Origin of the sequence: Enterococcus sp. AZ063 (genome assembly GCF_051715045.1) — a bacterium.
In the GTDB taxonomy this organism is placed as follows: domain Bacteria; phylum Bacillota; class Bacilli; order Lactobacillales; family Enterococcaceae; genus Enterococcus_D; species Enterococcus_D casseliflavus.
In genome coordinates, this window is sequence record NZ_JBIOTA010000001.1 from 2,357,357 (window position 1) to 2,382,399 (window position 25,043).

Annotated in this window: 27 protein-coding genes; 3 read left to right on the forward strand and 24 right to left on the reverse strand. The window is 40.6% G+C overall.

All coding sequences use genetic code 11. The features are described from left to right. Nucleotides 1–59: 59 nt before the first annotated feature. From IGK61_RS10835 to IGK61_RS10855, 5 genes are all read right to left on the reverse strand, one after another. Nucleotides 60–281, reverse strand: coding sequence for a YozE family protein (locus IGK61_RS10835; protein ID WP_005229600.1), 222 nt, complete (start codon nucleotides 279–281; stop codon nucleotides 60–62). Further along, the gene (gene msrA, locus IGK61_RS10840; protein WP_074535140.1) at nucleotides 274–795 is read right to left on the reverse strand and encodes a peptide-methionine (S)-S-oxide reductase MsrA; all 522 of its coding nucleotides are present in this window, start codon (nucleotides 793–795) and stop codon (nucleotides 274–276) included. Before msrA ends, IGK61_RS10835 begins: the two co-directional genes overlap by 8 nt. Then, a complete protein-coding gene (locus IGK61_RS10845) occupies nucleotides 795–1,445 on the reverse strand; it encodes a YpmS family protein (RefSeq protein WP_016610785.1) in 651 nt (216 codons plus the stop codon). Before IGK61_RS10845 ends, msrA begins: the two co-directional genes overlap by 1 nt. Further along, on the reverse strand, nucleotides 1,442–2,428 hold the full coding sequence (locus IGK61_RS10850; protein ID WP_074535139.1) for an SGNH/GDSL hydrolase family protein: 987 nt from the start codon (nucleotides 2,426–2,428) through the stop codon (nucleotides 1,442–1,444). Before IGK61_RS10850 ends, IGK61_RS10845 begins: the two co-directional genes overlap by 4 nt. Nucleotides 2,429–2,640: 212 nt before the next feature. Continuing rightward, the gene (locus IGK61_RS10855; protein ID WP_026008095.1) at nucleotides 2,641–3,483 is read right to left on the reverse strand and encodes a DegV family protein; all 843 of its coding nucleotides are present in this window, start codon (nucleotides 3,481–3,483) and stop codon (nucleotides 2,641–2,643) included. Between the two features lie 126 nt (nucleotides 3,484–3,609). Between IGK61_RS10855 and trhA the strand changes: the two genes are divergently transcribed. Continuing rightward, entirely contained in the window at nucleotides 3,610–4,263 is a 654-nt protein-coding gene (gene trhA / locus IGK61_RS10860) for a PAQR family membrane homeostasis protein TrhA (protein ID WP_005229593.1), read from the forward strand. A 62-nt stretch (nucleotides 4,264–4,325) separates the two neighbouring features. On the opposite strand, the gene IGK61_RS10865 is transcribed toward trhA, so the two are convergent. From IGK61_RS10865 to IGK61_RS10915, 11 genes are all read right to left on the reverse strand, one after another. Beyond that, nucleotides 4,326–4,814, reverse strand: coding sequence for a dihydrofolate reductase (locus tag IGK61_RS10865; RefSeq protein ID WP_074535138.1), 489 nt, complete (start codon nucleotides 4,812–4,814; stop codon nucleotides 4,326–4,328). Nucleotides 4,815–4,819: 5 nt separating this feature from the next. Next, nucleotides 4,820–5,566, reverse strand: coding sequence for a hypothetical protein (locus IGK61_RS10870; protein WP_074535137.1), 747 nt, complete (start codon nucleotides 5,564–5,566; stop codon nucleotides 4,820–4,822). Nucleotides 5,567–5,610: 44 nt separating this feature from the next. Beyond that, a complete protein-coding gene (locus IGK61_RS10875; protein ID WP_074535136.1) occupies nucleotides 5,611–6,558 on the reverse strand; it encodes a thymidylate synthase in 948 nt (315 codons plus the stop codon). Between the two features lie 16 nt (nucleotides 6,559–6,574). Further along, entirely contained in the window at nucleotides 6,575–8,482 is a 1,908-nt protein-coding gene (locus tag IGK61_RS10880) for an ABC-F family ATP-binding cassette domain-containing protein (RefSeq protein WP_074535135.1), read from the reverse strand. Nucleotides 8,483–8,685: 203 nt separating this feature from the next. Continuing rightward, nucleotides 8,686–10,722: a cation:proton antiporter gene (locus tag IGK61_RS10885; RefSeq protein ID WP_010749376.1), complete on the reverse strand. Its 2,037-nt coding sequence runs from the start codon at nucleotides 10,720–10,722 to the stop codon at nucleotides 8,686–8,688. Between the two features lie 3 nt (nucleotides 10,723–10,725). Further along, nucleotides 10,726–11,007, reverse strand: coding sequence for a hypothetical protein (locus tag IGK61_RS10890; RefSeq protein WP_010749375.1), 282 nt, complete (start codon nucleotides 11,005–11,007; stop codon nucleotides 10,726–10,728). A 190-nt stretch (nucleotides 11,008–11,197) separates the two neighbouring features. After that, a complete protein-coding gene (locus IGK61_RS10895) occupies nucleotides 11,198–13,318 on the reverse strand; it encodes a peptidoglycan D,D-transpeptidase FtsI family protein (RefSeq protein ID WP_074535134.1) in 2,121 nt (706 codons plus the stop codon). A gap of 407 nt (nucleotides 13,319–13,725) precedes the next feature. Then, a complete protein-coding gene (locus tag IGK61_RS10900) occupies nucleotides 13,726–14,751 on the reverse strand; it encodes an LCP family glycopolymer transferase (protein WP_074535133.1) in 1,026 nt (341 codons plus the stop codon). 254 nt (nucleotides 14,752–15,005) lie between these two features. Further along, nucleotides 15,006–15,206: a cold-shock protein gene (locus IGK61_RS10905; RefSeq protein WP_005229578.1), complete on the reverse strand. Its 201-nt coding sequence runs from the start codon at nucleotides 15,204–15,206 to the stop codon at nucleotides 15,006–15,008. Nucleotides 15,207–15,347: 141 nt separating this feature from the next. Beyond that, complete coding sequence (locus IGK61_RS10910) at nucleotides 15,348–15,953, reverse strand: superoxide dismutase (protein WP_060792203.1); 606 nt, start codon at nucleotides 15,951–15,953, stop codon at nucleotides 15,348–15,350. 75 nt (nucleotides 15,954–16,028) lie between these two features. Continuing rightward, nucleotides 16,029–16,472 carry a GtrA family protein gene (locus IGK61_RS10915; protein ID WP_010749371.1) on the reverse strand — a complete coding sequence of 148 codons (444 nt, stop codon included), beginning with the start codon at nucleotides 16,470–16,472 and terminating at the stop codon, nucleotides 16,029–16,031. A gap of 132 nt (nucleotides 16,473–16,604) precedes the next feature. On the opposite strand from IGK61_RS10915, the gene IGK61_RS10920 reads away from it, so the two are divergent. Further along, entirely contained in the window at nucleotides 16,605–17,414 is an 810-nt protein-coding gene (locus IGK61_RS10920) for a DUF1189 family protein (protein ID WP_074535132.1), read from the forward strand. Nucleotides 17,415–17,440: 26 nt separating this feature from the next. Then, complete coding sequence (locus IGK61_RS10925; RefSeq protein ID WP_081343853.1) at nucleotides 17,441–18,436, forward strand: phosphoglycerate dehydrogenase; 996 nt, start codon at nucleotides 17,441–17,443, stop codon at nucleotides 18,434–18,436. Nucleotides 18,437–18,500: 64 nt separating this feature from the next. Here the strand turns inward: IGK61_RS10925 and IGK61_RS10930 are convergent, their stop codons facing one another. From IGK61_RS10930 to mltG, 8 genes are all read right to left on the reverse strand, one after another. Next, on the reverse strand, nucleotides 18,501–19,445 hold the full coding sequence (locus IGK61_RS10930; protein WP_074535130.1) for a glycosyltransferase family 2 protein: 945 nt from the start codon (nucleotides 19,443–19,445) through the stop codon (nucleotides 18,501–18,503). A gap of 57 nt (nucleotides 19,446–19,502) precedes the next feature. Continuing rightward, nucleotides 19,503–19,802: a HesB/YadR/YfhF family protein gene (locus IGK61_RS10935; RefSeq protein ID WP_005229567.1), complete on the reverse strand. Its 300-nt coding sequence runs from the start codon at nucleotides 19,800–19,802 to the stop codon at nucleotides 19,503–19,505. Nucleotides 19,803–19,813: 11 nt separating this feature from the next. Next, nucleotides 19,814–20,479, reverse strand: coding sequence for a potassium channel family protein (locus IGK61_RS10940; RefSeq protein WP_005229566.1), 666 nt, complete (start codon nucleotides 20,477–20,479; stop codon nucleotides 19,814–19,816). 86 nt (nucleotides 20,480–20,565) lie between these two features. Next, a complete protein-coding gene (locus IGK61_RS10945) occupies nucleotides 20,566–21,195 on the reverse strand; it encodes a response regulator transcription factor (RefSeq protein ID WP_074535129.1) in 630 nt (209 codons plus the stop codon). 3 nt (nucleotides 21,196–21,198) lie between these two features. Next, on the reverse strand, nucleotides 21,199–22,266 hold the full coding sequence (locus IGK61_RS10950) for a sensor histidine kinase (RefSeq protein WP_005229561.1): 1,068 nt from the start codon (nucleotides 22,264–22,266) through the stop codon (nucleotides 21,199–21,201). Next, nucleotides 22,263–22,994 (reverse strand): cell wall-active antibiotics response protein LiaF, encoded by a 732-nt coding sequence (gene liaF, locus IGK61_RS10955; RefSeq protein WP_010749367.1) that lies wholly within the window; start codon nucleotides 22,992–22,994, stop codon nucleotides 22,263–22,265. The genes IGK61_RS10950 and liaF overlap by 4 nt, the downstream gene beginning before the upstream one ends. Nucleotides 22,995–23,146: 152 nt before the next feature. After that, nucleotides 23,147–23,626: a transcription elongation factor GreA gene (greA, locus tag IGK61_RS10960; RefSeq protein WP_005229556.1), complete on the reverse strand. Its 480-nt coding sequence runs from the start codon at nucleotides 23,624–23,626 to the stop codon at nucleotides 23,147–23,149. A 115-nt stretch (nucleotides 23,627–23,741) separates the two neighbouring features. Then, nucleotides 23,742–25,016 carry an endolytic transglycosylase MltG gene (gene mltG / locus IGK61_RS10965; RefSeq protein ID WP_373193034.1) on the reverse strand — a complete coding sequence of 425 codons (1,275 nt, stop codon included), beginning with the start codon at nucleotides 25,014–25,016 and terminating at the stop codon, nucleotides 23,742–23,744. Nucleotides 25,017–25,043 lie beyond the last annotated feature (27 nt).

Consider the following 25,043-nt stretch of genomic DNA (forward strand, 5'->3'; position numbering starts at 1 on the left):
CTCTCTGAGAAAAAACAACTTCGTTCTGAGCATTTGTGCAGGCAAAACGAAGGACGTTTTTATTTGTTATTTTCGAGATACTCTGCCCAGATACGATCAAAAATATCCATGGATGGCAAATAATCAACGTTTAGTTCCAGATAAGAAGAGACTTCATCATAATCATCACTGTGCTTTGGAAACTGAATATCATGACTCGCATGAGTGGCAAAGATCTGAGCCTCATCTGTATGACTCGGACCTTTGACTGCCATTAAATAGCTATAAAAACTTTTACGCATGTTCTTGCTCCCAATGATCTTCTAAAAAGGTTGCTCGACGGGCATGATTGCGAGCAAAATTTTCAGGATTCTTTTTGTAGTACTCTTGATGTTCTTCTTCCGCTAAATAAAAGGGTTGCGCTGGTTCGATCGTAGTCACGATCGGATCGGTAAAGCGACCGGAAGCCTGAAGTGCTGCTTTGCTGGCTTCGGCTTTTTTTCGTTGCTCATCGTTAAAATAGAAGATAACCGGACGATAATTGTCGCCGCGATCTTCAAATTGGCCAAAAGCATCCGTTGGATCTGTTTGCTGCCAATAAATCGTCAAGAGCTCCTCAAAACTGATTTTTTCTGGGTCGAAAATGATTTCTACTGCTTCGGTATGCCCTGTTTGATGGCTTTTGACTTCTTCATAGGTTGGATTTTCGGTATGTCCTGCGGTATAGCCAGAAAAAATCGAATGCACCCCTTCGAGTTCATCAAAGGGCTGGATCATACACCAGAAACACCCACCTGCAAAAATTGCTCGTTCCATTATTCATCCTCCGTTTCAGCTGGTAAATATAAGCTCATTTGAATTTCATCATCTACAAGATTGATTTTGTTTGCCTTGATGAACAATCCGTTTTGCATGCGGAATTGATCCAATCGTATCAGTATAATTTGTTCATCGGCATTGACATCGATCCATTCGGGAAATTTAAAACTACGTTTGATCATTTTCATTACTTCACTGGTGGGCAAATCCAAGGTGCCAATCGATAAACTTTTGGCTTTTAATTGGACATTGCCTTCTTCTGTCACATAAGGATCAAAATAGAGATAAAACGTGATAGGAAACCCTAATACTTGAAACTCGCCTGTTAAGAGTGCTTCGTTTCTCAGCTCAAAATTATATTTTACCTCTTGATCCTTTTGAAAATCAGATAGATAAAAATCAATCAATTGATTGACTTGGCTTTTGTTGCTGTTAACGGTCAGAACAGGACTGCCCTCCCGTTGAACAAGTTCAGCACTTTCATTTAAGCCAGTTTCTCGCTGCTGAAAAATTCTTGAAGCAAAGAAAACCGTTGTCCCCAAAAGGATGCCGACCAGAACTAGAAAAGCAATTTTCCAGTAGTTGATCGATTTTTTAGTGCTTGCAGCTGTTTTTTCCGGCTGCTTCTTTGATTCGCTTGGTTTCATTTTGCTTCCTCCTCTAGCAACCAATAGTTTTGTGTTTTGATCACTTCATCGCGAACGGCATTCGCCATCAGTTGATACCCAAGATTATTGGGATGGAAGCGATCGCCTTCATACAGAACATTGTTGGTGATATTATTCCCGACAGCTTGCGATGAGTCGGTAGTCGCCGACGTGCTGCTTTGTGTCTCATCAGCATTTGGCGCCGATGACTCAGGTAAACTTCCAGTGTCGGTTGTTTGTGTTGTTTCCTCAGTTGCGTCTTCTTCTGTATCCGCAATACCGACCTCATCACTTAACCCTTTATAGAGCAAATCGTTGATAGGAATAAAAAAGGCATTTTCTTGCTGATTGACGAACGTTTCCGTCTGTTTATTCCAGTTATCAATGATCGACTGCATGTCGGTGATCTCTGGAAAGTTCAGATAAAATGGATTGTAAATACCCAAAACATAGATTGGGGCATCGCTATTTAGTTCACGGATTTGAGCGAATAAATCTTTTAAGCGTTCATTATATTCTGCCATCGGTTCCGTAAACGTCTCGATACTCAGACCGAAGAAATTGCTTTGGATCACTTTTAAGACGTCATTTCCGCCGACGGTCAAAGTAATCAGGTCCGCTTGACTAAGGTCTTGGCGCAAGTCTTCATCATTTTTGACTCGTTTTAAAATCTGGTCGCTTCGTTCACCAGCGACCCCATAATTTTTGGTTACTAAATTGCTCAGATCATAGCGGTCCTCTAGATCTCCTGCCAAAATAGGCACAAAGCCGCCCCGAGCTGTTTCATCCCCAACCCCCTCTGTCAATGAATCCCCAAGTGCGAGGTATTCAATGGCGGATTTTTTCGAATCATTGGCTGCTAGCTTATCCACAGGGGTCAGCAGTGGTTGCGCTTTGGGAACGGCTAAATGAAACAGTACACCCGTTCCAACGGCTATCAGTCCCACAACGATCAAATAAGTTACTAATTTCTTCCATTTCACAGGTATTCAAACTCCTTTGTAATCTTTGCTATTTTAACAAAATTCTCATAAAATTCCTAGTCGCAATCCTTCAAACTTAAGAAAGAAAACAGCTCCCTACTCTCTGAATAGACAAAGAATCGCAGCTTCATTCTGCTTTTTCTTCCTTTCAGCTTTTCATACACCAAAAAGCGATTCGTCGTCAAACGAATCGCTGAAAGGAAGCACCTTTTTTATTCCGTACTGTAAGTGATCGCAAACGCACCTCTACCTGTATGAGTGGCGATGATCGGTGTTGTGTGAAGCAATGGGATCTCCAAGTCAGGAAACAATTCTGCTAGTTCTTTTTGGAAACGTTCCGTGATTTCTAACCCTTCTGCATGAGAAATACCAATTTTCGTCACTTTTGGCATATTCTTCAATTCTGCTTTTAATTCCTCAAACCATTTATTGAACGTCTTGACGCCGCGTCCTTTGACGACTGGAATCAGTTCTGAATGATCAAAATCCATGATCACTTTCATGTTCAATAAGCTCGATAAAAGACCTTTGGCGCGACTGATGCGACCACCTTTTACTAAGTTTTCTAACGTTGAAACGCCGATAAATAATTTTGTATGCTCACGCACCAGATCCACTTCTGGTAAAACTTCTTCTAGTGTCTTACCGGCTTTAGCCAATTCTGCTGCCCGAATCACTTGAAAAGCCAACGCTTGGTCTGTCGTGTCGCTATCGATCACGGTGACTTTGGCTTTTGATAAATGACTGGCTTGACGAGCCGCTTCCACAGTTCCACTAAGACCTTTGGTCATATGGATCGATAGTATTTCACTGCCATCTTTGCCTAATTCGTCATACAGTTCTACAAAATGACCGATCGGCGGCTGACTAGTTTTAGGTAATTCTTTGGCTTGCGCCATCATTTGCATAAATTTTTCTCCCGGCAGCGTTTCATCATCTGGATAAACGACACCATCGATCATTACAGATAAAGGCACGACATGGATAGCCAAAGCATCACGGACACTTGGTTCCATCGTACTGGAAGAATCTGTCACAATTTTAAGATTTGCCATCATATATTCACTCTCTCTTTAAATCAAGTCTTTTTTCGTGGTAAAATAACCACAGACCATTTATACTAAGTATAACAGAGAGAAAATTTTTTTTCATCTAATTTCGATTCGAAAGGACGGTGCCGAATGCAGCACATGAAGTTTAGTCGCAGATATTTGATCGTCAATGAAGTATTAAATGCAGTAACCCACGGGATCGGATTAGGACTGAGTATCGCAGGACTGGTCATCCTCTTAATCAAGGGGGCAAATCTAGGGTCACCTATCCACATCGTTTCCTATGCCATTTATGGGTCGATGATGATTTTGCTCTTCCTCTTTTCTACCTTATTTCACAGTTTGATTTTTACCAAAGCAAAAAAGGTCTTCCAAGTCTTTGATCATGCCTCCATTTTCTTGCTGATCGCTGGAAGTTATACACCTTTTTGCTTGCTTAGTATCCAAGGCTGGCTTGGCTGGTCACTCTTTGTCTTGATTTGGCTACTAGCAATTAGCGGCATCGTTTATAAGTCACTGACTCTTCATAAAAAAGAGACCGTCTCAAAAATCTCCACCCTGATCTACATCATCATGGGCTGGTTATGTGTTATTGCCTTTAAACCTCTGATCGAACATTTAGGCTACTGGGGAACCTTTTTACTAGCAAGCGGTGGTGTTTCTTATACTGTAGGTGCGCTATTCTATAGTTTAAAATCCGTTCGGTTCATGCATGTGGTTTGGCACTTATTCGTTATGTTAGGTGCTGGACTGATGTACTTTTCCGTCTTGTTGTATACCTAAAAATGAAGCCTGCTTACAAAAAAAGAACAGGAAACTTTCGCTGCAGAAAGCTTCCTGTTCTTTTATTTTCTACGATAAAATTCAAATTGATGGGGATAATGGTTCTTTTCATCGACGATCCCATCGATCACATGATCAAGTTTCCATTGCGTCCAATCAATCTCTGGGAAATACACATCTCCGTTAAATTCCGCAGCGATCACTGTACGGTACAATTGATCACAATCGTCAATCATCGCTTCAAAAACACCTGCTCCACCAGTTAAAAAAACGGGATGCTCTTGCTGCTTCACATACGCCAAAATTTTCTCACGGTCATGCATCACTAAGGCGCCGTTGGCTTGATAATCCCGATCACTCGTCAAAACGATCGTCGTACGCTGTGGCAGTAATCTTTTTCCCATGCCTTCAAAGGTTTTGCGCCCCATTATAATCGTATTATTGATGGTTTGCTCTTTAAAAAATTTCAAATCATTCGGCAAATGCCACGGCAGTGTACCATCCGCTCCGATCAACCCCTTTTGATCTTGTGCCCAAAGTGCGATCAACATAAAAATTACATCCCTTCTGTATAAAATGATTCCGAAATAATAGCAGCAACCTGCAGCCGCTGCATCAGCTGAAAAGCTGATTCATGCTCAAATGGATCTTTGTTGCGCTCCTCAAAGCGCAAGCCATCACAGGCTTGGTAAACAATTGTGCCGGCGCTTCTTTGGACATTTCGCGGCCATTCCCCATCATTTAAATGCGCGTTGTTGTTTTTCAGCAAGGTCGGTATCAGGGAGATTGGAAAGAGAGCACTGCCAGCTGCGACATCAACTTCTTCTATTTGAAAGAAGTCAGCAGCGATCTCGTTGATCAGGCGCTCCGTTCTTTGCCACGTTTGCGGATGACTCGCAAATGCCCTTTCAGTTCGTCCTAGGATACAATACGTATTCGTAGGTAAAGGCTTTTTGCTTATAGCCACTAGTTCTTCTGGATAGGTCTTCATCCACGTCACCACGCGATCAAAATCACAAATATGCAGCGAATCCAAAGCTGGCAGGTGATGCTGGGCAGCAAAAACAAGCCTTCTGCGGGCATCCGCTGCTCCTTTTGCTGGTATAAAAATGGCAGTACACTGCTGATTTGATCGAATGGCTTCCTTTAGCTCTGGCACTGTTTCTTCGGATACGGATAGCCAAACTGCATCATAGTGCTGATGCAAGAAATCGATGACTTGCTCAATGAGCGATGCAGTAATCGATCCAGCATGTCTCTGATGAAAGGTCGCCGCAAAGCCTCGCTTGTGGGTATTTACCATTACGCCTCATTCCTTTCTTTATGAAATGAAACCCAAACAACCACTTAAACTGCGATCGGTGCTTTGATCGTTGGATGCGGATCATACCCTGCCAAGGTAATATCTTCCATTTCAAAATCAAAGATCGACTGTTTTTCAGGATTTAACTGTAAGGTTGGCGCAGGACGTACCGAACGAGACAACTGTTCCTTCATCTGTTCCATATGATTGCTGTACAGATGAGCATCGCCTAATGTATGGACAAAATCCCCGACTTCTAGTCCAGTTTCATGAGCAATCAGGTGCGTTAATAGCGCATAACTAGCAATATTGAAGGGAACGCCTAAAAAGACATCGGCACTGCGTTGATACAGCTGACAGCTTAAGCGACCCTCATGCACATAAAATTGAAACATTGTGTGACAAGGTGGCAACGCCATCGTCGGTACATCTTCAGGATTCCATGCGGAGACGATCAGACGGCGAGAATCCGGCGTCGTTTTGATCATGTCGATCACTTCTTTGATTTGATCGATAAACCCGCCCGTACTTTTTTCCCAATGACGCCATTGATACCCATATACATGGCCCAAATCGCCGAAAGTTTCAGCGAAAGCATCATCGGCTAAGATTTTTTCACAAAATAGTTTCAACTCATGTTGATACTGTTCATTGAAAGTTTCATCCACTAATGAACGGCGACCAAAGTCTGTCATATCAGGACCTGTATAAGCATCACTTTTAATATAGCGTTCAAACGCCCATTCATCCCAGATGTGGTTATTATGTTCCAGCAGGTAGCGGATATTGGTATCTCCCTTTAGAAACCACAGTAATTCGCTTTTGATCAAGCCAAAAGGAACTCTTTTTGTTGTCAGCAAAGGAAAGCCTTGGGACAGATCAAAACGCATTTGATGACCAAAGACACTGCGTGTTCCCGTTCCTGTACGATCACTTTTATCATTGCCTTCTGCTAATATTTTTCTTCCTAGATCTAAATATGCTTGTTCCATCGTTCTCTCCTTTACTCTATACAAATTCGCTCAGATATTCCCAGCGATCCATTTTTTCTGCCAGTTGCGTTTCAACTTCGCTGATTTCTTGCTGTAATTTTTGCAGCTTAGTAAAGTCCGCGCCTTGATGATTCATTTCTTCGGTCAAAGCGGCTGCTTTTTCTTCTAATGCCGCGATATCATCTTCAATCGTCGCCCACTCTTTTTGTTCCATATAACTCAGTTTCTTTTTGACAGACGCTGCAGCAGACGCCTCACTTTCAGCAGAAAGTGAATCGGTTTTTGTTTCTTTTGGCTCTAGTACAATCGAACTAGCTTTATTGGTATTGGCTGCTAGATATTCATTGATGGAACCAAAGTAGGACGTAATCCTGCCATTTCCTTCGAAGATCAGCAATTTTTGGGCAACTTTATCTAAAAAGTAGCGGTCATGGGAAACAGTGATGACTGCACCTGGAAATGTTTCCAAATAACTTTCCAAAATCGTCAAGGTATCAATATCCAAATCGTTGGTCGGTTCATCTAACAAGAGAACATTTGGCTGTCCAATCAATAGCTTGAGTAAAAATAGTCGTCGTTTTTCCCCACCAGACAGCTTGCCGATCTTGGTGCCATGCATGGATCGCGGAAACAAAAACTGTTCCAGCATTTCTGCGACACTGACTTGTGAGCCATCCACTTTTTGCACTTCCTCGGCTGCTTCTTGCAAATACGCAATCATTCGCTGATCAGGGTTCATTGCTTCAATCGTTTGCGTATAATAAGCCATTTTCACAGTCACGCCCATCGTACGCTCCCCTTCTTCTAAAGGTAGGCGACCAGCTAAAATATTGAGCAACGTTGATTTGCCCGCACCGTTTTCTCCTGTGATCCCTAATCGTTCTCTTGATTGAATCAACAAATCAAAGTGAGACAAAATCGTTTTGTTTTCAATCTGGAAACTCGCATCTTTTAGCTCTAAGACTTGTTTGCCTAAGCGTGTCGTAGCAACATCAATGGCCACTTCGCCGTTCCGTTTTACTTGGTGTAGGTTTTCTTTTAAATCATCGAAACGATCGATCCGGGCCTGTTGTTTCGTTGTACGGGCCTTAGCTCCAGTGCGAATCCAAGCCAACTCATGTTTGTACAACTGCTTGCGCTTGTCTTCTTGCGTCTCCTCCACACGTTCTCTTTCTGCTCGAGCATGAAGATACGTCTCGTAATTGCCCTGATATTCATGCAGCTTGCCAAAAGACAGTTCAAAAATCCGATTAACGACTCGATCCAAAAAGTAGCGATCGTGGGTCACCATCAGTAACGCACCCCGATAATTTTTTAGATAGCCTTCCAACCATTGGATCGCATCATAATCTAAGTGGTTAGTCGGTTCATCCAATAACAACAAGTCTGGTTCATCGATCAATACTTGAGCCATAGCCACTCGTTTCTTTTGACCTCCAGATAACTCACTGACCTTTTTTTCTAACTCATTGATCCCAAGTTTTTGTAAAATGATCTTGGCAGTTGTATCTGTATTCCAAGCATCGGCTTTATTCATCGCTTCTTCTGCCAACTGATAATTCCGTTGCGTTTGTTGATCCAAGCCATTATTCTCTAAGGCAATCAGCGCTTTTTCATAGTCACGAACAACGCGAATCAGCGGACTGGTGCCTTGAAAAACAGCATCTACAACAGATAATTCTTCTTGTAACTGATTGTCTTGAGTCAAGAAACCGATGCGATAATCTTGGGCGGCAAATACCGTTTGGCGATCGCCATCACCGCGATCCAAACCGGCCAAGATCCGTAACAAACTCGATTTACCCGTGCCATTGACACCGATCAAACCGATTCGATCTTTTTCATGTATCAGAAAAGAAAGCTGATCAAACAGTGTTTTTTCACCATATGTTTTGGTTAATTCACTTACTTTTAATTCTTTCACAGAATCCCTCCTGAGTTTTTTCTTCGCTCATTGTACCACATTTCATCAGCGGAAACGATGAGAGAAAAAAATCAATTTTTGCAAAAAAAGAATGCCTTCGTCAGTCTACTCCCTCGGATCATCGATGTTGATCATCTTTTAGGAATAACCTGACGAAGACACTCCATAAAACGTGCCTCAAGTTGTGCGCCTCTTGAGACGTATTATCGGCGAAACATTCGCTGCTTCGGCTGTTCTTCTGCTCGAGACATCGCATACGATTCTAACAGATTGACATTGCGTCGGTATTCATTTGCAGAAATCGTTGAGATTTTCTCAGCCACTTCATATTCATCGATCGTCTTGCGCTCAAGGTAATAGCCCCAAAGGACTTTCTTAACAAAAATCGGATCTTGCTCGATCATGATCGTTTCAATGAAATTGCTGTGTTCAAATCGTTTGATGCTCATTTCTCGTTGACGAATAAAGAAATTGATCAGCGAGGAATCATAGACATCTTCTAAATTGCTCAAACTGTGAAAAATATATTCACTGTTCTTTAAGTAGATTTTTTGTACTTCAGAAATGTCTCGTTGCTTCAAGGCAGCTTTTAACTGCTGCTGTCGCTGTAAAAACAAGCGAGGATGAATCAAAATACGGATAAATCGCTGAATAAAGAAGAGCCAAAAACTAAAGAATGAGAGAATTTGTTTTGCGAGGGAATGCTGCTGCTGAGAAATAAACCGTGAATAAAAACGGTAGCCATTTAAGCTGACTTTCCCATTTCGATAAGCTTCATCCAAGCCGTCTTGTTCGATCGATAGGATCAATCCTTGAATTTCTTGGATTTCTTGTTTTTCTGAATCAGTCAAACTATTGCGATACAACTCCCAGCGCCGATTTTCATAGGAATTGATGACAGCATCGATCGCTAAACGGCCTTTATCCGATAGTTCCTGCTTTTCTTCTGCTTCCAATTGTTCGATGACGTCTTCTAAGATCAGCAAGTGATTGAAGTCGACGCTTTCGGCAGCTTCCCCATCTGCCAAGTATGGCAAGACCATCACGCTGATGATCAATGTCAGTAAGATCACACAAGCGGTCAAAAACAGAAGCAAGCCTCTTTCATGAAAAGGTGCATCATGCACCATCACTGGCAAAATAAAGATGGCTGCCAAACTGACTGTTCCCTTGACTCCACCAAAAGTCAACAAGGCGACTTGATTCATAGATACTTGTTTTTTTGACTGTAAAAACCAATAGTAAAACAACAAAAAGAGAAAACGAACGAGGAAGATCACCGCCGTGACCACCAAAATCGTAATCACTAGATGCCAGTTTGCATAATTATTGCTCTCCCAGATTGGTGAAAATACTTGTGACAACTCGATTCCTAGAAAAAGAAACACCAATGCATTCAATGTAAAGACAATGGTCGACCAAGTACTTTCTGAAATGTTCGCCAGCTCTGCATCAAACAACGAGATCCGTCGTTTTCTTTGGGCTTGGGCTACACCTGCCACAACGGCTGCGATGATCCCTGAGACCCCGATCATTTCGGCCAGCAAATAGGCAGCAAATGGCAAGAGCAGCTCGATCAATAAGTATACTGTGACATCTTGTGCCGAGATTTTTTCAATAAAGCGCAAAATTCGACGTTTCAGCCACACGATCAAGTAACCGACAAGCCCGCCGCCGATACTAGAGAATAGTAGCTGGAACCCTGCGTTGGCTGCTGAAAAGCTCCCGGTGGTCAAAGCTACGATAGCAAACTGCAATGCGGTAACCCCTGAAGCATCGTTCAGTAAGCCCTCGCCTTCCAGAATGTGCATAATGTTTTTGGAAATTTTCAAACGTTTTGCTAATGAGGAGACTGCCACTGCATCAGTTGGTCCTAACGCAGCACCAAAAGCGAAACAAGCAGCCAGAGGAATCGTGGGCATCAACCAATGGAGCGTTCCGCCGACAGCAAACAGTGTCATTAAAACGCCGCCAAAAGCCAAAAACAATACGATCTTGCTGTTTTTGAGGATTTCAGGTACATCTGCTCGTTCTCCTTCACGAAACAGCAATGGTCCAATGATCATTACTAAAAACATTTCCGGTTCAAAAGCGATTTCCTGTCCCATTTCTGTTAAACCTAGTAAAATTCCTAAGATGATTTGAATAAAAAAGATCGGTACCGAGGGTAATATTTTGCTCGCCACATTTGATAACGTGACGAGAATTGCAATGATAATGACGAGTTCAATAAATTCCATCCATTACCCTCTTTTCTTTCGAATAGCTAATAACAGCTCAAGAAAATCTTCTTTTTTCAAAAGGATCTTATCGTTTAAAAGATCTAACTCCTTTTCGTTATTTTCAATTTCGCATTGGACACGCCGTGATTCCAAGCGGTAAAGATCGTGTTTCATTCGCTCAAATTTACGAAAAAGCAATGGATTTTTCCGTTGCAAGTATTCACGAATCTCTTTTTTTTCAGCAGGTGTAAATTGTCCCAACTGTTTCATCAGTTCTTGTTTGCTTAAACATTCCTTGTTCATGATTGTGCTTTGGGCCCCTTTTATTATCAGTTTATCTTTTTATTTATCGTATAAATCAAAATTATCTCTTGACCGCTAGTATTCTAAGCCAATCATTCAAAAATAGCAAGTCTTTCTCACTAAAAGGTGGTTTTCTATCAATTTTCTTATAAAACAAAAAAACCGCAGTCTTCACTGCGATTTTTAATGCTTATTTCATATATAAGTCGTAGTAAGCATCCATGATTTCTTTGGCAATTTGAATATTTGGATGCGTATCGGTATCCCCTTTTAATTGAGGCATCACGATCGCAATCGCAATATCCGCATCACTACTTGGCCCGTAGGCAACGATGTTTAAGTTAACTAAGCTGATGGTATTGCCATTACTATCCACGATGGGTGTTTCGGCAGTACCTGTTTTGGCAGAGACTTCCATTTTCGCAGAAGCCAAGCCTTTGGCAGTTGCCCAAGCATCCGTTCCATGAACCGCATCGTAAAAACCATTTTGGATAATTTGCATTTGCGCATCTGATAAACCAACCTCGTTCAATACCGTTGGTTCGATGTCCTCAATCAGCGAACCTAGTCCGCCTGTTTCATCATTGTCGTAGATTCCGTCAACGATGTGAGGCTGCAATCTTTTGCCACCATTAGCAACAGTTGCTGCATATTGTGCCAGTTGCAGTGTCGTATAAGTATCAAACTGGCCGAATGCCAAGTCGAGGATCTTTCCGCCATCACTGACAGGGTCCATGTTCTCAATGGATGTGCTGATACCAGTTGCTTCTCCTGGTAAATCGATCCCTGTTTCAGTTCCCATACCAAAAGAGGCAAAAGAGGCACGGAGTTTTTCGTAGACATCCCCTTGACGATCCACTGTTGGAATCGAGATGCCTGACTGATAATTGATGCCCATCAAACGTAAAGCGACTTGCATCATATAGGAGTTAGAAGAAACTTCCAATGACTGCTCCGCAGAAAGATTGCGATTATTTGCCCCAGTAGGGTTGAAAATAGAAGCTTTTACATCGGAGCCGATTCTGATTGGTTGATCCAGCAGCACTTCGTTGCCGTTTAAGACGCCGTTTTCCCAACCGGCAGCCAAGGTTCCTGCTTTGACGACGGACCCTGGTACAAAGGAATTAATAAAGGTACCAATGGCATTTTCCTGCATTTCATTTGATCCCGTGTCATGATGATACCCGGACATGGAAAGGACACCGCCGGTTTTCGGATTTAACGCCACTGCGTATACCCCTGGGGAATACTCTGCAGCACCAGAATCAATCAGTTTTTGAAAATTGTCTTGCAAAATCTTGTCAACTTTCGCTTGAAATTCAGCATCGAGTGTTAGAACCAGATTATCCCCCTTTGCGCCTGCAAAGGTTTCTTTTTGACTTTCAATATTGTTGTTGTTGTCAAGCGATATTTCAGAGATGGATTTTGTTCCTTGTAAAACTTCTTCATATTGCTGTTCTAAATAACTACGTCCAACGCGATCATTACGTGCGTAACCTTTTTCTAAGAATTCGTCTAGAACTTCTTCAGGTATTCCTTGTTCTTCACTGGTCACCGTTCCGATCAAACTAGCCAGAGAACTTCCTTCAACGATCTTTCGTGTCCAATCGGTCCCGGTGGAGATTCCTGGTAAATCGACCATGTTTTCAGCAACAACTGCCAATTCTTGGTCAGACACATCCGACGTCTTAATAAAGACCGTACTCAAGGATTGTGCGCTGTTCATCCGCTTGAAAATCGTGGCTGCTTCTAATTCGGCATCGGAAAAATTGATTTCTTCTTCAGTCACTTTCTCAACGGTTGCCGCATATTGTTCAGAAGTACCTAAAGAACGCTCTTCATCACTCAATCGTTCAGTTGCTTTTTCAAGATTGTCTTCATCTGCCAACCAAAAGTCCTTAAGATCTCGATCAGACAAGTTTTTGTCGACTGGCATTTCGATCAACTCGCTCAATTTTTTGGCCGTTTCTAAAAGATCTTGAGCGGTCATTTTGTTTCCACGGGTAAAAGTGATTGCTGCATTGGCTTGATTTTCCACTAAAGCTTTCCCAGAAGCATCGTAAATCATACCCCGAGGGGCACTTCCTTTTACTTCCACTACAGATGAAGCTTTCAATTGCTGCTCAATATTTTCGCCATTGACGATCTGTAGATAGCCTAATTGGACAATCAATGATACAAACAAAGCAAATATAATAAAAAACAAAAAGTTCAATCGAAATGGAACATGAGATTTGCGATACGATTTGGCCTTTGGTTCTTCTGGCCCCTTACGTATCCCTTGGACAACTTTATCTTTCAAATTCTTCATCTCATCTATCCTTCCAATCTATAATGACTACTGTCCTATTTTACCAAAAAATTCGATCTGAAACAGAAAAAACAAAAAATATCCATTAATCCTTAGAAAAAACTATAAAAACTCAACGATATCTGCCTGAATGTTTCACAGATAGATTGTTTCATTTTCACTCTTTCATGAAAAAATTGTTTTTTTAAGCTTTCTTCTGTTTTTTCATTTGTTGATTTCGTGAAACAAGATATACATTTCAGTTTTTGTGGAAAACTAGATCGATTGAAGCGATGGGATCTTTCATATAAACGAAAAATCGACACACAAGCAGTTGCCCATGTATCGATTCCGCTATCCTATCAAACAGTTGAAGGAGATGTGTAAAGCGACACACCCTCAAATGATCGAAAGACAGCTATATGGTTTTATTCACTCGCATCCTCACCATCGGAAAACACTGCACTGTCATCATAGAACTGATAGTTCACATAGCCTTGCGTATGTTCATCTCCTTGTGAAAGCTGATTGTTTGGAGGGAGGGCCAGTTGTTCTCTGAGTGTATTTTGCATGTGTAAGAGCTGATTGACCCCTAAAAGCTGATAGTAGACATCATTCAACATTTGCCCTTCCCCTTGCAGCTGCTCTTGATGAATCGTCGTAAAAGCCGGTAAATAGTTTTTTCCGATATCCAGCATATCGTCCCATGTCAGATCCGTCTTTGAATTTTTCTCAACTGCTTTTAATATTTTCTGATAATTATTGACTCCGTCCAAACTCATTATTTTTTTTAGAATTTTTGTTACGACCTCACGTTGTCTTTTCTGCCGACCAATATCTCCTTCTGGGTCTTCTTTACGCATGCGTGCATAAGCTAGACCAGTTTTCCCATTTAAAGTGATTTTTCCTTTTGGAACATGAACCCCCTCTAGCGTAAAGTCGATATCATTCGTTACTTTGATCCCACCAACTGCATCAATCAAATCTCTCAGGCCTTGCATGTTGATTGTCACATAATGATCAATCGGTATATCCAAAAGATTTTCCACAGAATCCATTGCCATGGCTTCTCCGCCAAAAGCATATGCGTGATTTAACTTATCTAGCGTTCCATACCCGACGATTTGAGTAAATATATCCCTATCCAAGCTAACAATCGTAGATTGCTTTTTTTCTGGATTTACTGTAACAACCATCATGCTGTCTGAACGGCCTTGTTCGGTCCTTCCTAAAGCTCCGGTATCAATTCCTAGTAACAAGATGGAAAAAGGTTCTCTTTTTTCAATGTTGACAGTTTCTGAACGCCTTTTTGTTTTTCGATCTACTGGTTTAGAAATATGTTCAAAAGTTGAACTTGTATCTTTATAAACTTGCAAGCCGTACACAGTTAATCCGATAATTCCCAGGACTAAAATCCCTAATGTTCCTATTACTATTCTTTGATATTTTCGCATCTTGCACCTCGTCCGATAAAAATAACAATCGACTAAATTTTCGCATAATTTATATCATACAGCAATCTCATTTGTTATAAAACTTTTGTTTTAATAAAAATGTAATGTAAATGAAACAAAACGAAAGTATCCCTCACTTGAAGGAAAGAAATAATTTTCTCATTCTTTTCCTTCATGGTTTTGCCAGAAACTAGCTAGGACGAAAAAAACCTTGCTTAGCTGCAAGGTTTTCAGTCGATTCTGTAATTAAGTAATTAGACTTTGGTTACTTCCGCTGCCTGCGGTCCGCGGGCACCTTCAACGATCGTAAATTCAACTTCTTGTCCTTCTTCAAGCGATTTAAAACCATCTCCTTGAATGGCAGAGAAGTGAACAAATACATCATCGCCACCGTCAACTGTAATAAAACCAAACCCTTTTTCGTTGTTGAACCATTTTACTTTCCCATGTTCCATAGTGTGTAAAGCCTCCAATAATTATAATCCGACGATTCCGTCGATTTCATTATAGCGGAATATGTAAGCGTTAGCAATAACGAAATTTCTTTCCATCAACAAAAAAGAAGCCCTTAGACAGGCTTCTTCCTAATAGTTTGATTAAGCTTTTGCGAAATATTCGTTCACTTTATCCCAGTTAACAACACTCCAGAAAGCATTGATGTACTCTGGACGAACATTTTTATATTTTAAGTAATACGCATGTTCCCAAACATCTAAACCTAAAACAGGTGTTTGACCATCCATCAATGGTGAATCTTGATTCGCTGTTGAAGTGATTGCTAGTTTACCGTCTTTAACGACTAACCATGCCCAACCTGAACCAAAACGTCCAGTTGCAGCAGTTTTAAATTCTTCTTTAAAGTCTTCAAAGCTGCCGAATGTTTCTTCAATTGCCTCTTTGATTGCCCCAGTAGGTTCGCCACCAGCATTTGGGCCTAAGATTTCCCAGAAGAACGTGTGGTTAGCATGGCCGCCGCCATTGTTGCGAACCGCTGTTTGAATATCTTCAGGTACAGAAGAAAAGTCTGCTAATAATTCTTCAACTGTTTTTTCACCTAATTCAGGATGTTTTTCAATCGCTGCATTTAAGTTTGTTACATAAGTGTTGTGGTGTTTATCATGATGCAAATGCATCGTTTCTTCATCAATATATGGTTCCAATGCATCGTATGCGTAAGGTAAATCTGGTAATGTGTAAGTCATAAAAAAATCCTCCTCAATGATAATGTTTACATAAGTAACATTATCAGACTATCAGACTTTGTTCAAAAAATATGCTTACTTTTTCTCACTTTTTTTCGTATTGAAAATCAAAAATTTACTAAATACATAATTTGCCAAAACAACAACGACTTGGGTGACCAGCTTGGCAACAAGATCGCCGGTAGCTAAAACTGAGATAAAGAAATACATACAGAGCATGTCCAAGCCTAATGATATAACGCGAAAAAAAATGAACTTTCCAAATGCCGCCCAAGACTCTTGCTTCGTTTTTGTTTTTGCTTCGAAGACCCATAACTTATTTGTAAAGTAAGCGAATAAAACTGAAGCGATCCAAGAAATCACATTCGCTGTCTGGTAATAAAAACCAAACCCTTCACGAAAAATAAGATAGACGACAATATTGACTACGGTGGTCAAACCACCAAAAAATAAATACGTGAGTGGCTCCCACAGTTTTTTTTGTTGTAAGATTTGTTTGTATTCAATTAACTTTTGCATACATATGCCTACTTTCATTACTTTATTTACTTATTCAATAGATATTTGGCTCTTTTTTTGTGAATTCCTTGTAATCCTAAGAACCCTTCGTTACAATTACTCTAGTTATACCACAAAGGAGTTTATCAGCAAATGACTATCGTCCAACTATTTAAAATTGCTTTTTTTCGAATACCAGAACTAAAATTCGTCAAAAAAGCAGAGTTTTCCAAAGTGATCGTTTTTCTATTAGGTGCAGCCGTGATGATGGCTTTGCCAATTACCATCAATGTCTTAGGCGTCTTTCGTGATGTGCAAGCAGATGGACAAAAAATCGGAGAAACAATTCCTGATTTCACGATCGAAAATGGACAGCTTTCTGCCGCTCCAAATACGCAAGGATTCATCTATCAAACCGATTCGATCATCTTTACTTTTGATCCTGATGGCAATCGTACACCAGCGGATATTGCATCTGATGTCACCGGCTCGGTGATCGCAGTAGGTTTGTTAAAAGATCAGCTGGTCATTCGTATCCCTTCTTCTGGTTTCTCAACGTCTATGTTAGACTCAAACCAATTAGAATTTGATTATAGTGAACCAGCACTGCGTAATCTTAACGGTCAGGCGATTCGTGAAACCTTATCCAACCAAGCGATCCCATGGCTGATAAAAATCATTGTCTTTTTTGTCGCCTTATATCCCACGTTTGTCAGCTTACTGATCACCTTAATCATGGGAACCTTTATTGCAACGATCTATACGAAATTGAAGCTATTCTCTTATACCTTTTTCGAAAATTTAAAGATTCTCATTGTCTGTGCTGCATTGCCTACACTCATTAGTGTTATTGTACAACTAGCGCTGCCTTCCTTTGATGCTACCACCTTTATTTTGTTTGGTTCCCTATTCTTATTTACACAAGGTGTCAAAGATTCCCCAAAAATACAATTAAAAAAATGATCTATGCCATGTTCAATTCATTGAACATGGCTTTTTTCTCATTCTTTGCTACACTTAAGATACAAGGAGGCTTGGCAATGAAAAAAATAATCTTAGCCACTCGCAACTTTCGCGACACTTATGTGGAACAAATGGAAAAAGACTATCAATTTCTCGTGTACTCAAAGGACCAAGCAATTGATTGGTCACAAGTAGAAATCACTATCGGTTGGAGACCAGCATGGAACGAACACCTGTTAACCGAAAAAACAAATTTGAAATGGGTCCAAGCGATTTCGGCTGGTGTGGACACCTTGCCATTAAAAGAGTTTGCAAAATACGACATTCTCTTATCAAATGGCAGTGGCATCCACGCAGAATCGATTACAGACCATTTATTGGCTTTGCTCTTTATGGAAAACCGCGGGATTTTCCAAGCAATCCAACAACAAAGAAAACAACAATGGGCACCGGATACGATTCCTTATGCAAAGCTATCTGATCAAGAGATTTTGATCGTTGGTACGGGACAAATAGGCCAAAGATTAGCCAAAGCATTAACCTTTTTTGGTGTACATCCGATTGGCATTAATACAAGCGGCCATGAGGTGGCGGGTTTTGAAAAAACGTTTGCGTTATCTGACTTACACGCTTGCGCAAAAACCGCCGATTGCATCATCAATATTCTTCCACTGACAGAAGAAACCACACATTTGTATGAGGAAGCCTTCTTTGCACAAATGAAGCCTTCCGCTTCATTTTATAATGTCGGTCGCGGTCCTAGCGTGGATACTGCCGCATTAACAAAGGCTTTAGAGAAAAAGCAGCTGGCATTTGCCGCACTAGATGTTTTTGAAGAGGAACCTCTACCAGAAAATGATCCGCTATGGCATACCGAAAACCTGTTGATTACTCCTCATATCTCAGGACACACGCCCCATTTTCAAAAGGCATTTATGGATATTTTCTTAGCGAATTTCCAACAATTTTTAACGAAACAAGAACTTGTAAAAAATGAGATAAACTTGAATAAGGGATACTAACAAATTCTTTCCACAAAAAAAGTGTACAGTTGAAGGCAGCCCCTTCAGATTGTACACTTTTATTTTATCGTAGTTTTTCTTGGTCTTTTTCGGTTTCTTTCAAGAAGTACAAAGGTCTATTTTTAGTCTCTAAGAAAATTTTTCCAATATACTTGCCGATGATCCCTAAACAAAGCAATTGCAAACCACCAACAAATAAGAAGATACTGACCATTGAAGGCCACCCTGATGTCGGATCTCCAAAAATAAAGGTTCTTATCACAATAAAGATCAAAGCAATCAGAGAACCAAAACAGGAAAGCGCACCAATAAACGAGGCGATATTCAAAGGCGTATCTGAAAAGTTGACGATACCGTCAATCGAATATTGGAATAACTTCCAAAATGACCAGGACGTCTCACCCGCTACCCTTTCCCGATTCTCATAGGCAATGTATTCAGTGTCAAACCCAACCCAGCTGAAGATCCCTTTTGAAAAGCGATTGTACTCTGACAGCTGTAAAACCGCGTCAACCATATTTCGACGCATCAAACGAAAATCTCGCGCACCGTTTACCATTTCGGTATCGGCAATCTTATTGATAATATTGTAAAAAGCATCTGAGAAAAAACTGCGGATCTTCGGTTCTCCTTTGCGATCTGCCCGTCTGGTCCCCACACAATCAAGTTCCGGTTTTGCTTCTAGCATCGCAAACATTTCCGGCAGTAGAGTCGGGGGATCTTGCAGGTCTGCATCCATTACAGTGACAAAATCGCCTCTAGCAGCTTGTAGCCCCGCATAAAGAGCAGCTTCTTTGCCAAAGTTTCTCGAAAAAGATAGATAGCGAACACTTTTAGGGTGGGCGTGATACAAGTCTCTTAAAACAGACAGAGTTTGATCTGAAGACCCGTCATTAACAAAAATATATTCAAAAGGCATATTTAAGTGTTTCTTCACTTTTTCTGTTTCTTCAAAGAAAATCGGCAAGCTTGCCTCTTCATTAAAACAAGGTACAACAATTGATAACATCGGTTTCATCTCCTAGAGCCAATCGTGGGAAATCGGTCAGCTGTGACCGAATCCACATTATTTTTTATCTTCGCTAAAATCATATTTCGGTTCATCTAACGTTTCATCATAATCTACAGTTAAATCATAGCCTTTGAAAAACCATTCGTCTGCTTCATCAATAAAAAAAAGCAAGCCATCAATGGTTTGTTCGACGATCGGACGTTCTGGTTTATCCACTGACATTCCCACGGAAAATCCGTCATGCACTTGTGTTTTGCCATAAATTTTTCCGAAAAAACGAATCCCGCTTCCTTGGTCTACCACCAATTCTTTTTTAAACCATTGCATTGCTTCAGGACTTATTGTTAAGTTCATTTTCTTCACTCCTAATCATTCATATGTTCATCAAGTATATCTACATCATCTGTATTGCCGATCACGAGTAAATTGTCATTTTCACGCACGATCGCCTCTGCATCAGGCGAAACGATCACTTGTCCTGGTCCCCGACGAATCGCAACGACTGTCAGACCATACTTTTGTCGAAAATTCAGCTCAATCAGGGATTTATTGAAAAAGCGTGGATTGGACACGCGAATCTCTGCTAGAGAAAATTCGTCAGATAGTTCAATATAATCTAAAATATTTTTGGAAACTAGATTATGGGCGATGCGAATCCCCATGTCACGTTCGGGATGAACGACACGGTCTGCGCCGAGTTTTTCCAGTACACGGGCATGGTATTCGTTTTGGGCTTTCGCTAAGATATTAGGAACACCCATTTCTTTGACCATCAAGGTCACCAAAATGCTGGCTTGAATATCCTCACCGATCGCAACAATGACATGGTCAAAGTTACGGATACCCAATGAACGTAACGTCATCTCATCTTGTGCGTTGCCGACCACCGCATGGGTGGCGATATTCATGTACTCATTGACACGATCTTCGTTGCTATCGATCGCCAGTACTTCTTGTCCAGATTCAATCAACGTGCGACAAATACTGCCACCAAAACGGCCCAGACCGATTATTGCATAATTTTGCTTCACCACAAACGCTCCTTTTTTACCAGATCATAATTTAGTATAACAAAAACCTCCTCTGCTTGCCATGAGGAGGTATGATTATTAAGATTTTATTTTATCAAGCCATGTTTAAAAGCATATATCGTAGCTTGTGTACGATCTTCTACTTCTAATTTTGATAAGATATTTGACACATGTGTCTTCACTGTTTTCAGCGTAATGAAGAGTGAATCCGCAATCTCTTGATTGCTCTTTCCTTCGGCGATCAACAGTAACACTTCTTGTTCCCGATTGGTCAAATCTTCATGTAGGATCGGTGTCCGATTCGTCAAACGATCCATCATTTTCGTGGTGACTTCGGGTTCTAAGACCCGCTCTCCTCGCTGGGTTGCACGAATGGCTTCCGCAATCTCATGAGCAGTAGACGTCTTTAACAGGTAACCTGCCGCACCCGCTTCAATAGCAGGATAGACTTTTTCGTCATCAATAAAACTAGTGACAATAATGATTTTTGCTTCGGGCCAATCATTTAAAATCAATTTCGTAGATTCGATCCCATCCATTTCATCCATCACCAAATCCATTAAAATCACATCTGGATGTAATTCCAATGCCTTTTCATACCCGACTCGACCATTTTCCGCTTCCCCAATTACTTCTATATCGTCTTGAATCGACAGATAAGAAGAGACCCCCAGACGAACCATTTCATGGTCATCAACTAACAACACTTTAATCATACCTTATGCCTCCTTCAACAGTGGAACTTTAATTTCAATACTGGTTCCTTGATTTTTAAAACTAATAATTTTCAACGTTCCGCCAACGGCACTTACCCGTTCTCGGATATTCATCAAGCCATAGCTGCCGGCCTTTTGATCTTGTGGATCAAAGCCAACACCGTCATCGATCACCCGCAATAACACGTTATTATCAATACGATGCAAGTAAACTTCCAACTCATTGGCCTTGGCGTGACGCAGTGTATTAGATAAGAGTTCTTGGATCACACGAAAGAGTTGATCTTCAATCGAACTAGGCATCGTAAAGTCTTCAATATCCCAAGTCAATAGAATTTTGATTTTGGTCTCTAATTCTTTTAACAATTGCTCGATTCCTTGCTTTAGACTCTTCCCTTCCAAAGTAACAGGTCGTAGATGAAGCAAGAGCGCCCGCATTTCAGATTGCGAAGCATTGATAATGTCTGTGACCATAGCTAACTGTTTCTTTTGGCTTTCTGGCGCATCTGTTCGAATCGCTTGCTCATTTAGTGCAGACATCATCATCATGGCGGCAAACAGCTGTTGAGAAACAGAGTCGTGCAATTCACGAGCCAGACGCTGCCTTTCTGCTTCTAAAATCTCTTCTTTTGTCTGACCATCAACAAACTGCGGTTTCGCATTCAATTGCTGTAATTCCATCGACATCTGTTTCATCTTCGATTGGATACTGGCAATATCACGATCCACATTCGCAATCAAATGGTTTTCAGACGCATGGGGGATTTTTGTTTCCAATAAAGGGCTATCGATATAGCCGCTGGCTAACAGTCTTAACTTTTCTTCCACCGGACCGTATTGACGGTTGCGAAAAAAAGAAATCAGTAAAAAGACAGCTAAAGCAATCAATGCAGATATTACAAGTAAGTGAAAGACGATTGGGATAAAGAAGAGCTTGATTTGAAAGACTTCTATCAGCCAATTATTTTTCCCACTGGCATACAAATAGGAAAACAGCATCAAAATCATGGTGAAAAAACTTGCTAATCCTGCATAAAAAGCGATCATGCCTCTTGAAAATTTCCCGATCATACCCGAATCACCTCAACATCACCAACAAGGGTATTCGTCAAGATTTTCAAACGCCGACTATTTTCGCCATAATCAGGGCTGTAGATCGTCACTTTTTCATTTTTCAAGCTCGTTTCTTCGCCTTCAAAGATAACGGAGCCAATAAAAGTACTGTGCTCTAATTTGATTGCTATACCAGCAGGCACTAAAATACGAGTTCTGCCAAAGCCTTTTCGTACGATCACGACGTTTTCTTTCTTAGGCAATAAAGTGTTGCCTAAATCGATAAAAGTGTCCCCCGTCAAGATATCTAAATTGATATCGTCCCATTCATAGACTTGACTGCCGATCCGTTCATTACCTAACCATTGCTGCTTTTGTTTCAGTGGATGATCAGCTTTGGGTTCTTCAGTTTCAACGATAATCATTTGTTTTTTGCGCCAGAATGAATTTTTAGTTAAGTCGATTCCGGTAATCTCGACTCCTTTTAAACCAATAAATAAAATCGCAAAAATCAGCATCAGCCACAGTGCTGGACTATTTAACAAACTGATCAAAATAGCAATGGAACTTGAGACCATCAAGAAATTTTTAAAATTGCTCTTGCGCTCACTTCGGTTCACAAGGACCAAGCACGTCACACCAAGTATTAATAAAAATAATAATGGCGGATTAGATAAAATTTGCCATACCGCAAAAAGCAGTAAGAGCGCTTCAACAATAAAGAAAAAACGCCAAGGACTTTTCATTCAAGCTCCTCCTCCTAGTAATTCTACTCTATCATACCTGAAAAAAATGGTTTGTCCATCCGTCGCTGGTCCGAAAAAAGACCCTGTTTGATCAAATTCCCTAAAGGAGAATGAACAACAGGGTCAACTAGATTGATCGAGTGATCAAGCAATTAGCTTTTCTTTACTTCTGTGATTCTTACTTGCATATCTCCGCCTGGCGTTGAGATCGTCACTTCATCATTGACTTTTTTCCCAATCAAGGCACGAGCGATTGGTGAATCATTGGAAATTTTACCAGAAAATGGATCTGCTTCAGCACTACCGACGATCATGTACTCTTCTTCGTCACCATCAGGCAACTCAACAAAAATAACTGTTTTTCCGATGGAAACTTCATCAGAGTCTACACCCTCATTATCAATGATCTCTGCAAAACGAATCATATTTTCTAAAGTAGTGATTCGGCCTTCGACAAACGCTTGTTCATCTTTAGCAGACTCATACTCTGAGTTTTCGGATAAATCGCCAAAACTGCGGGCTACCTTGATACGTTCAATGATTTCGCCGCGTTTTACCGTTTTCAATTCTTCTAATTCTTGTTCTAGCTTTTCTTTTCCTTCAAGTGTCATTGGGTAAACTTTTTCTACCATAGTTCTTTTCTCCTTTTAGTAACTTCTAATAAATCGCAAAAGGTAATCTTTTGCGATGAGTCCACAAAAGATTACCATGCTTTTTTTTAAATGTAAACTATAAACCTATGAAAATTTAATTTGAGGTATTGTTTACATATTGTTCCACTAATTGCATATGCTGTTCATAGGTTTCCGCAAAGTAAACTTCTTGGGTTTGAATGTCAGCAACGAAATAATAGTAGTTGTTCGGTGTTGGATCTAAGACCGCTTGGATCGCTGCTTCACTTGGATTGTTGAATGGTCCAGGTCCGTAGCCAGTATGCACATAGAGATTATAAGGAGAGTCAACTTGAGTGTCCTCATAAGTAACTAGCTCTTTGTGCTCACCTAACGCGTATAGAATCGAAATATCCGATTGCAGCGGCATATCAATCGCTAAGCGATTGAAGAATACCTGTGCGATATTTTTACGATCTTCTAGCTTACTACCCTCTTTTTCAACAAGTGAAGCCAAAGTAAGGACTTCTTGAACCGTCATTTCTTTTTGAGCAATTTGATCGAAATATTTCGACAAGACTGAATTTGATTTATCCACCATTTGGGTAACGACTTCTTCTAGGGTATTCCCTGTATAGTAGTCATACGTCGCTGGGAACAAGTATCCTTCTAGTCGGTAACGCACACCTTGCGCATCGCCGGCACTTGCTAAAAGCTCAGGATAGGTTTCTTTCATTTTTTCAAAGAACTCATCGCTTTCCATCAAAGCTAAGAAATCGTCTTTCGAGATATTCGTTGCTTCCGCTAGAGCATCACCGATTTGATCAACATCAAATCCTTCTGGAATCGTCACTTTTGCATCAGAGGTGACCGAGCCTTCGCCATTTTGCAACTGCTCACTTATCGCTTCCAGTGTCATATTTGGTGAAAAATGATATGTTCCTGCTTGAAAGCCCGTCAGATTATTAAATTTTGTGTAATAATTAAAAATCATTCCACTTTTAATAATGTTCTCATCCTCTAAGATTTCACCAATTGCTTTATTCGAAGAACCGCTTGGAATAACAATCGTCACCTTCTCAGTATCATCGGGATCTAATGGCTGCAAACTTGAAGTAACATATCGATAAGCTGAGAAACCTAATATTCCGCCGATTACTAAGAAAACAAGAACAACAATCAACACGATCTTATTAACTATTTTGTCTTCCTTGCTGCGCTGCAATCTGCGTTGGTTTTTTTCAGAAACAGTTTCTTGCAAACTTTCTGAAGAAGCAGAATGATTTTGTTTCTCTTCTATATGTTTACTTTTATTTAGATGATTACTACGAGATCCCACAGAATCGTCATCCAAGAAGCTGTGTTCAGATATCGATTCTTTTTTTGAACTTGATTCTTTTAAAGACTCCATAACTTTCTCTTTAAAAGAATCTTCTGG

What these genes read in the sequence shown, in the direction of transcription:
- IGK61_RS10895 (WP_074535134.1), bottom strand. Translation starts at nt 13,318, where the DNA reads ATGAAGAATTTGAAAGATAAAGTTGTCCAAGGGATACGTAAGGGGCCA.
- IGK61_RS10910 (WP_060792203.1), bottom strand. Translation starts at nt 15,953, where the DNA reads ATGACTTACACATTACCAGATTTACCTTACGCATACGATGCATTGGAA.
- IGK61_RS10865 (WP_074535138.1), bottom strand. Translation starts at nt 4,814, where the DNA reads ATGTTGATCGCACTTTGGGCACAAGATCAAAAGGGGTTGATCGGAGCG.
- IGK61_RS10950 (WP_005229561.1), bottom strand. Translation starts at nt 22,266, where the DNA reads ATGATCGGGAAATTTTCAAGAGGCATGATCGCTTTTTATGCAGGATTA.
- IGK61_RS10935 (WP_005229567.1), bottom strand. Translation starts at nt 19,802, where the DNA reads ATGAACTTAACAATAAGTCCTGAAGCAATGCAATGGTTTAAAAAAGAA.
- IGK61_RS10930 (WP_074535130.1), bottom strand. Translation starts at nt 19,445, where the DNA reads ATGTTATCAATTGTTGTACCTTGTTTTAATGAAGAGGCAAGCTTGCCG.
- IGK61_RS10845 (WP_016610785.1), bottom strand. Translation starts at nt 1,445, where the DNA reads ATGAAACCAAGCGAATCAAAGAAGCAGCCGGAAAAAACAGCTGCAAGC.
- IGK61_RS10870 (WP_074535137.1), bottom strand. Translation starts at nt 5,566, where the DNA reads ATGGTAAATACCCACAAGCGAGGCTTTGCGGCGACCTTTCATCAGAGA.
- IGK61_RS10835 (WP_005229600.1), bottom strand. Translation starts at nt 281, where the DNA reads ATGCGTAAAAGTTTTTATAGCTATTTAATGGCAGTCAAAGGTCCGAGT.
- IGK61_RS10905 (WP_005229578.1), bottom strand. Translation starts at nt 15,206, where the DNA reads ATGGAACATGGGAAAGTAAAATGGTTCAACAACGAAAAAGGGTTTGGT.
- IGK61_RS10915 (WP_010749371.1), bottom strand. Translation starts at nt 16,472, where the DNA reads ATGCAAAAGTTAATTGAATACAAACAAATCTTACAACAAAAAAAACTG.
- IGK61_RS10855 (WP_026008095.1), bottom strand. Translation starts at nt 3,483, where the DNA reads ATGGCAAATCTTAAAATTGTGACAGATTCTTCCAGTACGATGGAACCA.
- IGK61_RS10890 (WP_010749375.1), bottom strand. Translation starts at nt 11,007, where the DNA reads ATGAACAAGGAATGTTTAAGCAAACAAGAACTGATGAAACAGTTGGGA.
- IGK61_RS10875 (WP_074535136.1), bottom strand. Translation starts at nt 6,558, where the DNA reads ATGGAACAAGCATATTTAGATCTAGGAAGAAAAATATTAGCAGAAGGC.
- greA (WP_005229556.1), bottom strand. Translation starts at nt 23,626, where the DNA reads ATGGTAGAAAAAGTTTACCCAATGACACTTGAAGGAAAAGAAAAGCTA.
- IGK61_RS10900 (WP_074535133.1), bottom strand. Translation starts at nt 14,751, where the DNA reads ATGCGAAAATATCAAAGAATAGTAATAGGAACATTAGGGATTTTAGTC.
- msrA (WP_074535140.1), bottom strand. Translation starts at nt 795, where the DNA reads ATGGAACGAGCAATTTTTGCAGGTGGGTGTTTCTGGTGTATGATCCAG.
- IGK61_RS10945 (WP_074535129.1), bottom strand. Translation starts at nt 21,195, where the DNA reads ATGATTAAAGTGTTGTTAGTTGATGACCATGAAATGGTTCGTCTGGGG.
- liaF (WP_010749367.1), bottom strand. Translation starts at nt 22,994, where the DNA reads ATGAAAAGTCCTTGGCGTTTTTTCTTTATTGTTGAAGCGCTCTTACTG.
- mltG (WP_373193034.1), bottom strand. Translation starts at nt 25,016, where the DNA reads ATGGAGTCTTTAAAAGAATCAAGTTCAAAAAAAGAATCGATATCTGAA.
- trhA (WP_005229593.1), top strand. Translation starts at nt 3,610, where the DNA reads ATGCAGCACATGAAGTTTAGTCGCAGATATTTGATCGTCAATGAAGTA.
- IGK61_RS10885 (WP_010749376.1), bottom strand. Translation starts at nt 10,722, where the DNA reads ATGGAATTTATTGAACTCGTCATTATCATTGCAATTCTCGTCACGTTA.
- IGK61_RS10925 (WP_081343853.1), top strand. Translation starts at nt 17,441, where the DNA reads ATGGCTTTTTTCTCATTCTTTGCTACACTTAAGATACAAGGAGGCTTG.
- IGK61_RS10920 (WP_074535132.1), top strand. Translation starts at nt 16,605, where the DNA reads ATGACTATCGTCCAACTATTTAAAATTGCTTTTTTTCGAATACCAGAA.